Below are 11,360 nucleotides of genomic sequence, written 5' to 3' on the forward strand. Positions count from 1 at the left end.
TGTTTGTAAGACTTATTAAAACCAAGGGACAACAATGCAACAAAGCGTGATGAAAGCATGGTGGGATTCCTCTCACATGGCTGGTGGCAACGCTACTTATATAGAGCAAATGTATGAAGCCTATTTAGATGATCCGCAAAGCGTATCTGAAGAGTGGCGAGGCATTTTTGAACAATTACCTAAACTTGATGGCGTAGAAATCGAAACTAAGCACAGTATTGTTCGAGAGCAATTCCGTTCATTGGCTTCTTTGGGCCCAGCAGCTAGGGCTGGCTCTGGTCCACAGCAGCAAGCTGTAAGTGACGAAAAACAAGTTAAGGTACTTCAATTAATAAATGCTTTCCGCTTTAGAGGTCATCAACATGCCAACCTCGATCCACTTGGATTGTGGATACAACCAAGAGTTAGAGATTTAGAACTATCCCACCATAACCTTTCTGAAAAAGATTTTGACACCACGTACAATGTAGGTTCATATGCAGTAGGCAAAGAATCGATGCCTTTAGGTGATTTATTTAAATCTCTAAACCGAACTTATTGTGGCTCCATTGGTACTGAATACATGCACATTACCGATACAGATCAAAAACGTTGGTTGCAACATCGTATTGAGTCAGTACAAGCTAAACCTGAAGTCTCTCGAGATGACAAAATAAATCTTCTCAAAGGTTTAGTGGCTTCAGACGGTATGGAAAAATATCTTGGTGCTAAATTCCCTGGTGCCAAACGTTTTTCTCTAGAAGGTGGAGATGCTTTAGTACCAATGCTCAAAGCGTTGATTTCTCATGCTGGTAGCAAAGGAACCAAAGAAGTGGTGGTTGGTATGGCACACAGAGGTAGAATTAACACCTTGGTAAATGTGCTGGGTAAAAACCCTTCTGTGCTGTTCGATGAATTTTCTGGTAAGCATGACGATTCGTTAGGTGCTGGTGATGTAAAATATCATGCGGGTTATTCTTCTGACTTTGCCACACCCGGTGGTAACTTACATTTAGCTTTGGCATTTAACCCATCCCACCTTGAAATTGTAAACCCTGTGGTTATTGGCTCCGTTCGTGCTCGATTAGACCGACGCGGTTGTACCGATGGTTCCTTAGTTTTACCGATTACCATTCACGGTGATGCCGCCATTGCGGGACAAGGTGTGGTGCAAGAAATATTTAACATGTCTCAAACTCGTGGTTTCCAAGTGGGTGGCACAGTACGTATTGTTATTAATAATCAAGTAGGTTTTACCACTTCTAAAACCGAAGACGCGCGTTCAACACAATATTGTACTGACATTGCGAAAATGGTTCAGGCTCCTATATTTCATGTAAATTCTGACGACCCTGAGGCGGTACTGTTTGTAACAAGACTTGCCTTGGATTACCGAAATCAATTTAAACGTGATGTGGTAATTGATTTAGTTTGTTATCGACGTCACGGTCACAACGAAGCTGACGAGCCAAATGCAACTCAACCTCTGATGTATCAAAAAATTAAAGTTCATCCTGTGCCACGTAAAATTTATGCAGAGCAACTTATTGCTGAAGGCGTTATAGAAACACACGAAGTAAATAAATTGGTCAGTGATTATCGTGCTGCACTCGATCATGGTGCCTGTGTGGTTGAAGAATGGCGCCCAATGACTGAGCATTCAGTGGATTGGTCCCCTTTTCTTGGGCATGATTGGGATGTTAAATACGACAGTGCAATCAGTGTAGAAAAGATTAAAGAATTAGGTGAAAAGCTGTGTGCTTTTCCCGCTGACTATACGCTTCAATCACGTGTTGCTAAGTTATATAAAGACCGAGTATCTATGATAAACGGTGAAAAGGCACTAGATTGGGGGATGGCAGAAAACTTAGCTTACGCCGATATAGTCGTTAAAGGCAGTAATATACGTATTACAGGGCAAGACTCTGGTCGTGGTACTTTTTTCCATCGCCATGCAGTTCTGCATAATCAAACTGATGGCTCTGCTTATATACCTTTGGCTAATTTGCACGCCGATCAACACAAAATAGAAATATACGATTCTGTTTTATCTGAAGCTGCAGTTGTTGCATTTGAGTATGGTTACGCAACAGCAGAACCAGGTACGCTGACTATTTGGGAAGCACAATTTGGTGACTTTGCTAACGGTGCTCAGGTTGTAATCGATCAGTTTCTAAGTTCTGGTGAAGCCAAGTGGGGACGTCTGTGTGGATTGACTTTGTTGTTGCCTCACGGTTATGAAGGGCAAGGACCTGAGCATAGTTCTGCCAGATTAGAACGTTTCTTACAAATGTGCGCTGATCATAATTGGCAAGTATGCGTGCCTTCAACACCAGCTCAAGTATTCAATATGCTTCGTCGTCAAGCACACCGTCCGATGCGTAAACCCCTAATTGTTATGTCGCCTAAATCATTGTTGCGTCATCCTTTGGCTGTTTCAAGCATTGAAGAGTTAGCTGAAGGTGTGTTTCATAATGTTATCGATGAGATTGATGATATTAGCGCAAGCGATGTTAAGCGAGTGGTGATGTGTTCAGGTAAGGTTTATTACGACTTGCTAGAGCAGCGTCGCAAGAACGAACAAAGCGATGTGGCTATTATTCGTGTCGAACAACTGTATCCATTTCCACAAGTAGAATTTGGTCAAATCATGAGTAAATTCAAACACGTTAAAGATTGGGTCTGGTGTCAGGAAGAGCCACAAAACCAGGGTGCTTGGTATTGTAGCCAACATCATTTTTGGTCCGCGTTACCAAAAGCCGCCACACTAACATATGCCGGTCGAAAAGCTTCTGCTTCTCCTGCGGTAGGCTACATTTCAGTTCACAACCAACAACAAAAAGACTTGGTTGATGATGCATTAACAATTAAATAAGGAACCTGTATGACAATAGAAATAAAAGTACCGGTATTACCTGAATCAGTGGCAGACGCATCCATTGCTACCTGGCATGTCAAGGTAGGCGAGAAAGTGAGTCGTGATCAAAATCTTGTAGACATTGAAACAGATAAAGTTGTGCTAGAAGTCGTTGCACCTGAAGACGGAGTTGTTAGCAAAATTTTCCACGCTGAAGGCGAAACAGTGTTGGGTGAACAAACCATTGCTAATTTTGAGGAAGGAACGGCTGCAAGTGCTCCTAAAAGCACAAGCTCAGATGCTCCTGCTCAAGCAAATGAACAATCAAGTCAATCTGTCAGTGATAAAGGTGAGTTAGTGGAAATCAAAGTACCCGTTTTGCCAGAGTCGGTGGCAGACGCAACAATTGCAACTTGGCATGTAAAGCCAGGTGAAGCTATTTCTCGAGATCAGAATTTAGTTGATATCGAAACTGATAAAGTTGTACTAGAAGTCGTTGCACCTGCAGATGGCTCATTAAGTGAGATATTAGCGCCAGAAGGCGCAACAGTAAATGGCGAGCAAGTGATCGCTAATTTTGTTGCCGGTGCTGTTGCAAGCCCTGCTACCGAAGCACCTGTTGTCGAAGTTGTATCTGAGGAAAATGATTCGCTGAGTCCTTCAGTTCGCAGGTTGTTAGCTGAAAAAGGCCTAGATGCTTCTAAAATCAAAGGTACTGGTAAAGGCGGTCGTGTTACTAAAGAAGATGTTGAAAAGTCTTTGCAGACCCCAGCAGCTAAACCTTCTACTTCTCCACCATCTGCAGTAGTTGCGCCAGTTGTTGCCTTGGATAATCGTACCGATAAGCGTGTGCCAATGACACGTTTGCGTAAAACTATCGCTACTCGTTTGTTAGAAGCAAAAAATAGCACTGCGATGTTGACTACGTTCAATGAAGTGAACATGAAGCCAATTATGGACTTGCGTAAGCAATACCAAGAAAGCTTTGAAAAACGTCACGGTATTCGTTTAGGTTTTATGTCTTTTTACGTGAAAGCGGTAACTGAAGCACTGAAACGTTTCCCAGAAGTCAACGCTTCTATCGACGGGGACGATATTTGTTATCACAACTATTTTGATATTTCTATTGCAGTATCGACTCCCCGCGGATTGGTAACGCCAGTACTTAAAGACACTGATTCACTAGGTATGGCAGGAATTGAGAGTGGTATTAGAGGATTAGCTCTTAAAGGTCGTGATGGCAAATTAACGTTGGCTGAGATGCAGGGTGGAAATTTCACTATCACTAATGGTGGAGTATTTGGTTCGTTATTGTCGACTCCTATCTTAAATCTTCCACAAAGCGCTATTTTGGGAATGCATAAAATCCAAGACAGGCCTATGGCAGTAAATGGCAAAGTAGAAATTTTGCCAATGATGTATTTAGCATTGTCTTACGATCATCGCATTATTGATGGTAAAGAATCAGTTGGCTTTCTGGTGACCATCAAAGAAATGTTAGAAGATCCAACACGTCTGCTTCTTGATGTATAAAAAGCGGTAGATGTGTAATTAATCGAGGCAGTTGACGTTTATCTTCAACTGCGTCTTCGTCGTTATTGTCTTACATAACGGTATAAAAAATAAAGCGGCTTAATAGCGGCTTTTTTCTTACATTAAACGGGTAGAAAAACCATGAATTTGCATGAATATCAAGGCAAGCAGTTATTCAAAGAGTACGGCTTGCCAGTCTCTGACGGGATCGCCGCTTCTTCAGCAGAAGAAGCAGTAGCGGCAGCCGATAAAATTGGCGGCAGTGAGTGGGTAGTCAAATGCCAAGTTCACGCAGGTGGCCGAGGTAAGGCTGGCGGCGTAAAATTGGTAAAAACTAAAGATGAAATCAAGGCCTTCGCTGAAAAGTGGTTAGGCAAAAATTTAGTGACTTTCCAAACTGACGAACATGGCCAGCCAGTCACCAAAATTTTGGTTGAAACATGCACTGACATTGCTGACGAGTTGTATTTAGGTGCCGTTGTTGACCGTACTTCTCGTCGCATCGTTTTCATGGCGTCTACTGAAGGCGGCGTTGAAATTGAAACGGTTGCAGAAGAAACACCTGAGAAGATCATAAAAGCTGCAATTGATCCTATCGTTGGTGCACAGCCTTACCAGGCACGTGAAATGGCGTTTAAATTGGGCCTTAAAGGCGTGCAAATTAAGCAGTTCACAAAAATATTTCTTGGTTTAGCAAAAATGTTTGTTGACTTAGATATTGCTCTTATCGAGATCAACCCACTAGTCATTAAAGCTGACGGTGATATTCATTGTTTAGATGCTAAAGTTGCTATCGACGGTAATGCAGCATATCGCCAACCAAAAGTTGCAGCTATGCACGATCCATCACAAGATGATGCTCGTGAAGCAGAAGCGGCTAAATGGGAACTTAACTATGTGGCTCTAGACGGAAACGTTGGTTGTATGGTTAACGGTGCAGGCCTCGCGATGGGTACCATGGATATTGTTAACCTTCATGGTGGCAAACCAGCTAACTTCCTTGATGTGGGAGGCGGTGCAACAAAAGAACGTGTTGCTGAAGCATTCAAAATCATCCTTTCTGATAGCAATGTGAGCGCAGTATTGGTTAATATTTTCGGTGGAATTGTGCGTTGTGACATGATCGCTGAAGGTATTATTGGTGCAGTTAAAGAAGTGGGTGTAAATGTTCCTGTTGTTGTTCGTCTTGAGGGCACTAACGCTGAACTAGGCCGAGAAGTATTAGCCGGTTCAGGTCTCGATATCATTGCTGCAAGCAGTTTATCTGATGCAGCCAAACTAGTTGTTAAAGCCGCGGAGGGCAAATAATGTCTGTATTAATAAATAAAGACACCAAAGTCATTTGTCAGGGTTTTACAGGTGGTCAAGGTACTTTCCATTCAGAACAAGCTATTGCTTATGGCACAAAGATGGTCGGTGGTGTAACTCCTGGTAAAGGTGGCACTACGCACCTTGATTTACCAGTATTTAACACAGTTCGCGAAGCGGTAGAACAAACAGGCGCTACGGCTTCTGTTATATATGTACCAGCTGCATTCTGTAAAGACTCAATTGTTGAAGCAGCTGATGCTGGTATCGAACTGATTGTATGTATCACTGAAGGCATACCTACTCTAGATATGTTGTTTGTGAAAGAATATGTAGACGCAAAAGGCGTGCGTATGATCGGACCAAACTGCCCAGGTGTGATCACTCCTGGCGAATGTAAAATCGGTATCATGCCTGGTCATATCCACATGCCTGGTAAGGTGGGTATTGTTTCTCGTTCTGGTACATTAACGTACGAAGCAGTGAAACAGACCACTGATGAAGGTTTTGGCCAATCTACCTGTGTAGGTATTGGTGGCGACCCTATCCCTGGCTCAAACTTTATTGATATTTTAAGAATGTTCCAAGATGACCCAAAGACTGAAGCTATCGTTATGATCGGTGAAATTGGTGGATCTGCTGAAGAAGAAGCCGCTGAATTTATCAAGGCTAATGTAACTAAACCTGTTGTTTCATACATTGCTGGAGTTACTGCACCTGAAGGTAAACGTATGGGCCATGCCGGAGCAATTATTGCAGGCGGTAAAGGTACAGCGGAAGAGAAATTTAAGGCATTGGAAGCGGCTGGTGTTAAAACTGTTCGTTCATTAGCTGATATTGGCAAAGGTTTACGTGAAATCACTGGTTGGTAGTGTAAACGTCTGATATAGAAACAAAAAGCCCGCTATAAAGCGGGCTTTTTATTTCATTTATACGTGCTTTCTGACGACTGTGACAAATACAATTTTGCTGTAGGTATCTACAAAATAAATTAGCAATAAATATATCAAGCGACTAGGTCAAATCTTAGCTAAAATAGTATTAGTGCGTTTATTATCACAACTAGTTTAATTCTGGCAGCCTGTATTATAGGGTTAGCTGAGAATTCTGCACGTTGAAGAGTATTAGACCCTTGGAGTGAACCATTATAAAACCTGAACCTTAAATTCCAAGAGCTTAAATACTTGATTTAAAATATATATTGAACAATCTTTACATCCAAAAGGGTTGGGTGTGCAAGTTAAAAGGATGTCCAAAGGGTGAACATCATTAGGTCAGAAGTAACTAATACAACCATGCCAAACCACACTTGACTCAGTAATTTGTAAGGAGTTGAAAATGCCAAAATATGCAGAGCCCGATATAATTGCATGTCCCCATTGTAAGCAACGTTTTTTAAGACACGTAATAATGTCCTTCGATCCTTCATGGCGAGTAGCTTATTCAGATGGTGGAGTGATGGGTGTATTAGCCGATGCTGTTATTACCGAGAGCCGTTGTACACATTGTCAAACAGTGATTGAAAATGTATCCGATTTAACTGTTATCGATATCAAATCAACACGTCCTTTTTGGAAAAAGTGGTTTGCAGCAGCTGATAACTACCTATATCTTACACAGGCTTCTTTTGATGTATATGTGGAACTGTTTGAACGTGCCGATGTGATTGATGAAAAATGCAATTGGGCTGTACATGCATACCGACAGTTTAACCGAAGTTACCTTGTATACGGTAACGAACGTTTGCCAAGTGAAAACAATAAACAATGTTACAATAAGGTGTCTGATTTTATCTTGGCTCATCCGTTAGCACTACCAATCGATGAATACACCTTGCTGTGTGCTGATATTTATAGGTTACGTAGTGAATTTTTAACTTCAAGAAAGATGTACTGTACAATTTCAGATGAAAATTACGGACACATTGTTGAACAAGGAAAACATTGGTGTGATACCAGTAATTCCAGCTTGATGGCAATTAAATAAAACATCTACAAGCGTTAAAGAAAAAAGAAGGATGAATAACAAAAAGTATTTTCTTGCTATTCATCCGATATAGGTAAATTGTGTGATAAAAATTCGCTTCATGATTGTGCCATTTGTGTCTCGAAGCGCCCGCAAAAAGCTCCCTCAAAGACAATCTCGACTGGTAGCCATTCATTCGGCTTAATGTCATACCGTTATCACCTGCGTTTGAATCATATTGGGTTCAGGTAATGGTTTAAAGTATTCAACCTGTCTGGCTCAGATTCTAGCTCCAGGTTAAGGTTAATTTCAAGTCGTGCTTGTAAAGCAAGTATTAGAAATATCACTCGAACCAATAAAAGCATATCCTTCTAGTGTTTACTGCTCAGAGCGTTCATCGGATACATAAGCTTGCATATGAAAAACTTGTTAACCTTAGACCCAAATATTTTTATTCCTGCCCATGTTATTGTCAGTCAAAATTATTACTCTTGAGCCCCGTAACAGGCTAATTTTTCTGCGTGTAAAAAATACTTTATTATTTTTGACGCTGATATCAGCTGCAACACTTTTTTGTGGTACAGCATCTACACAGCTGATTATCATCTGAACAGTGACACTCTGCTTACGGATTTCTGTGAGCCCCAAAATCCCTACAACTCCGAAAGTGTTGCTTGTGAAGATAATTGTAAAGTACTCTGTGAACTAATGTTTGCAGCGTTATTCATGGTTAATTGAGCACAGTCGCTGGCATAAGTTATTGAGTACTTGTGCTCATTATTTAAGTTCGTTATGTTAATAATGTGTAAACAAAAATAAAAATAACGGAATAAAAAGTGTGTTATCAAGTTAACAAAAAAACCTGGGTTAAGGGGGGCTGCCGATGAACCAATCGATGGGGCTTCTCAAAACTAGTCGTAAATTTCATAAATGGTTAATGTTATTTGTTGGTGTGCAGTTTGTCATTTGGTCAATTACTGGAGCTTATATGGTCTTTTTTGATATTGATTATATTCACGGTGATAGTTTGGTGATTAATCATCAAACTAAAATAGACCCCAACGATATACATTATTCTTTGAAAAGTCTGCTTAATGACTATCCGCAGGCTGAGCAAATTAGCATCGGGACTTTCATTAATCAAAATGTATATCGGTTTTCTGTGGCGGGTAAAAAATTACTGATTGATGCAACAAGTGGACGTCTTCTATCACCACTGGATAAACAAACTGGGCAAGCAGCTGCAAGGTATTATTATAGCGGTGATGGTCAAGTTAGTAAGATTGAATTATTAATTGACAACCCACCTTTTGAACTAAATCCCAGAGTACTTCCAGCTTGGCGAATAAATTTTAATGACTTTGGCTCACCCTCAATTTATGTATCAGCTCAAACTGGTCAACTTGTGGGAAAGCGACATGAATTTTGGCGTTTATTTGATTGGATGTTTCGCTTTCATATCATGGACTACGGTGAACAAGAAGAAATCGATAACATTCTGCTCTTCTGGATAACATTGGTAGCTATTTTAGCGTGCATTTCTGGTCTTTTTTTAGTCTATTTTAGGATCTTTAAAAAAAATAGTGAAAATGTTATTCCCTCTTTGAAAGCAACCACAATGAAAAAAAGCGACATATTGTGATGCCATGGATAAGAAATATACATAAATGGGCATCTGTTATTGTTGGTATTCAGTTTTTGTTGTGGCTCAGCAGTGGAATATATTTTAACGTGATGGACCATGACAAGGCTGCGGGTCGCACCCATAGGGTTTACCTACAGACAGACGTAAAGATTGATACTCAAAAACTGGTTGATCCAGCTACTGTTTTAATACAATTTAGACCTAGCGTTATGCTTACTTTAACTACTTTATTATCAAAGCCCGTTTACTTGCTGACACATAAAAAAGGTTTGTATAAGAACTTTGAGAATCATTACACCTTGGTTAATGTCTACAATGGACGTCAGATAAAGATAGATAAGAACATGGCAAACGCCTTAGCAAAGCAATCTTACAGTGGTCCGGGTGTTATTCGCTCTAGTAATTTGTTTGCTGCACCAGTCAGTGACTTCCCAAGACAGCAAAATGCAACATGGAAAATAGATTTTGATGACGACGTTGATACTAGTGTTTACGTTGAGGCTGGTTCAGGTCGAATAGTTGGACATAGCGATGATGATAAACGCCTAGCAGATATCTTTTTTATGCTGCACTTTATGGATTATGGTAACGAAGGAAGTTTCAATAGCGTGCAGATGATATTGTTTGCATTTGTTTCCTTGTGGCTATCGTTAACAGGCATGATATGGACTGTTGATTTGGGATTTCGCGGCCAGTATCAAGTTAAGTGGTTTGCTAAAAAACGAAAAGTAAAACTCTTTACTAAAGACCATCAAAGTATGGGGTCGGTGTCATTTTCAACACACGCTAATTTGCTCGATGGATTAGCTGAACACAGCATTATTTTACCTTCTACTTGCGGAGGGGGCGGCACCTGCGGCCGTTGTAAAGTGATGATTAACCCTGTTGTGAAATACACGTCTGCGGAACAGTCTCACTTTACAGACAAAGAATTAGCTGAAGGGTATCGTTTAGCCTGTCAGCACTTTAGTGATGACATTGAGGATATGACAATCATCGATGTGACAAAAGCACAGAAACATACGCTCGAATTAATCCAATCCTTTTTTATTAGTCCAGTTACTAAAGAGCTCAAATTCAAAGTTAAAGGGGGTAAAAGCATCAGTTATAAGGCCGGAGCTTTTATGCGTTTTTTTATCCCCGCGAGTCAGACTAATACAATACCCTTGGCCTTATCTGATAAATTCAAACCTTATTGGCAGCATATTAAGGACAGGACTTTTGAGCATGCCGCTTGCAGTAGAAATTATTCTTGCGCCATGTCATCGATCACTACCGAAGAATTGGTTTTCACGATTAAAGTCCAGTCAGCCCCTGAAGAAGGTCTTCAGCCAGGCGTTGCTTCCCATTATCTATGTAATCTTAGTGTAGGTGCAACAATAGAGGTCTTAGGTCCATTTGAAGAGTTTTATGTCACAGACAATAGCGAAAAAACATTAGTACTTGTAGGAGCAGGATCAGGAATGGCACCTTTACGCGCCATTATTGATGAACAATTGTCGGTATCATTTGAGTCTCACATAACACCCCGTGAAATTTATTTTTTCTATGGTGCTCGCGCTGAGATAGATCTACTTTATGCACATGACTTTTATAACTTGACTAAAAAACATGCCAATTTTCATTATATTCCTGTTCTTTCTAGACCCGATAATGAGTGGTCAGGGGCTACAGGCTATGCACAATATATATTAGAATCAAACCTAGATATTTTAGGGAATATTAATGGATTGGAATTTTATTTATGTGGGCCACAAGGTCTGATGGACGAAGTCATATCAATATTGAAAAATAAAGGTATCAAGAATGAGAATGTCAGGCGAGACCTGTTTAAATAATGGGGTCTTTATACAGTAATATTCTGTACCTTATACACATCTCCGAGCACACGAGACCGTACTAGATCTCGTATGCCGTCCTCTGCTTGAAAAAAAAAAAAAAAAACTCTCTCGCAAGCCATGATCAGACTACACTTATCTATTTCATAGCTTCTCAAGCCGTTCATCATGACTATCGCTCTGTCCGATGATACTTCCCTACACACATCATGTACATATTTCATATCGACTTCTT

The 11,360-nt window shown here is 40.5% G+C and carries 7 protein-coding genes; all 7 read left to right on the plus strand.

Features of this window, described 5'->3' with window-relative positions; translation table 11 throughout:
* Positions 1 to 34: 34 nt before the first annotated feature.
* The 7 genes from QZ562_RS06985 (at position 35) to QZ562_RS07015 (ending at position 11,125) form a co-directional block, all read left to right on the plus strand.
* Positions 35 to 2,854 carry a 2-oxoglutarate dehydrogenase E1 component gene (locus tag QZ562_RS06985; protein WP_293758691.1) on the plus strand — a complete coding sequence of 940 codons (2,820 nt, stop codon included), beginning with the start codon at positions 35 to 37 and terminating at the stop codon, positions 2,852 to 2,854.
* A 9-nt stretch (positions 2,855 to 2,863) separates the two neighbouring features.
* Positions 2,864 to 4,369 (plus strand): 2-oxoglutarate dehydrogenase complex dihydrolipoyllysine-residue succinyltransferase, encoded by a 1,506-nt coding sequence (odhB, locus tag QZ562_RS06990; RefSeq protein WP_293758692.1) that lies wholly within the window; start codon positions 2,864 to 2,866, stop codon positions 4,367 to 4,369.
* 141 nt (positions 4,370 to 4,510) lie between these two features.
* A complete protein-coding gene (gene sucC, locus QZ562_RS06995; protein WP_293758693.1) occupies positions 4,511 to 5,677 on the plus strand; it encodes an ADP-forming succinate--CoA ligase subunit beta in 1,167 nt (388 codons plus the stop codon).
* Positions 5,677 to 6,549, plus strand: a complete 873-nt coding sequence (gene sucD, locus QZ562_RS07000) for a succinate--CoA ligase subunit alpha (protein ID WP_293758694.1) — start codon at positions 5,677 to 5,679, stop codon at positions 6,547 to 6,549. The genes sucC and sucD overlap by 1 nt, the downstream gene beginning before the upstream one ends.
* A gap of 466 nt (positions 6,550 to 7,015) precedes the next feature.
* Complete coding sequence (locus QZ562_RS07005; RefSeq protein ID WP_293758695.1) at positions 7,016 to 7,663, plus strand: hypothetical protein; 648 nt, start codon at positions 7,016 to 7,018, stop codon at positions 7,661 to 7,663.
* Between the two features lie 862 nt (positions 7,664 to 8,525).
* Complete coding sequence (locus tag QZ562_RS07010) at positions 8,526 to 9,284, plus strand: PepSY domain-containing protein (RefSeq protein ID WP_293758696.1); 759 nt, start codon at positions 8,526 to 8,528, stop codon at positions 9,282 to 9,284.
* Positions 9,284 to 11,125: a 2Fe-2S iron-sulfur cluster-binding protein gene (locus QZ562_RS07015; protein WP_293758699.1), complete on the plus strand. Its 1,842-nt coding sequence runs from the start codon at positions 9,284 to 9,286 to the stop codon at positions 11,123 to 11,125. Before QZ562_RS07010 ends, QZ562_RS07015 begins: the two co-directional genes overlap by 1 nt.
* Positions 11,126 to 11,360 lie beyond the last annotated feature (235 nt).

Source organism: uncultured Paraglaciecola sp. (genome assembly GCF_913058035.1).
Taxonomy (GTDB): Bacteria; Pseudomonadota; Gammaproteobacteria; order Enterobacterales; family Alteromonadaceae; genus Paraglaciecola.

Excerpts from the sequence above, each read along its gene's own strand:
- QZ562_RS06985 (WP_293758691.1), top strand. The coding sequence starts at position 35 with ATGCAACAAAGCGTGATGAAAGCATGGTGGGATTCCTCTCACATGGCT.
- odhB (WP_293758692.1), top strand. The coding sequence starts at position 2,864 with ATGACAATAGAAATAAAAGTACCGGTATTACCTGAATCAGTGGCAGAC.
- sucC (WP_293758693.1), top strand. The coding sequence starts at position 4,511 with ATGAATTTGCATGAATATCAAGGCAAGCAGTTATTCAAAGAGTACGGC.
- sucD (WP_293758694.1), top strand. The coding sequence starts at position 5,677 with ATGTCTGTATTAATAAATAAAGACACCAAAGTCATTTGTCAGGGTTTT.
- QZ562_RS07005 (WP_293758695.1), top strand. The coding sequence starts at position 7,016 with ATGCCAAAATATGCAGAGCCCGATATAATTGCATGTCCCCATTGTAAG.
- QZ562_RS07010 (WP_293758696.1), top strand. The coding sequence starts at position 8,526 with ATGAACCAATCGATGGGGCTTCTCAAAACTAGTCGTAAATTTCATAAA.
- QZ562_RS07015 (WP_293758699.1), top strand. The coding sequence starts at position 9,284 with ATGCCATGGATAAGAAATATACATAAATGGGCATCTGTTATTGTTGGT.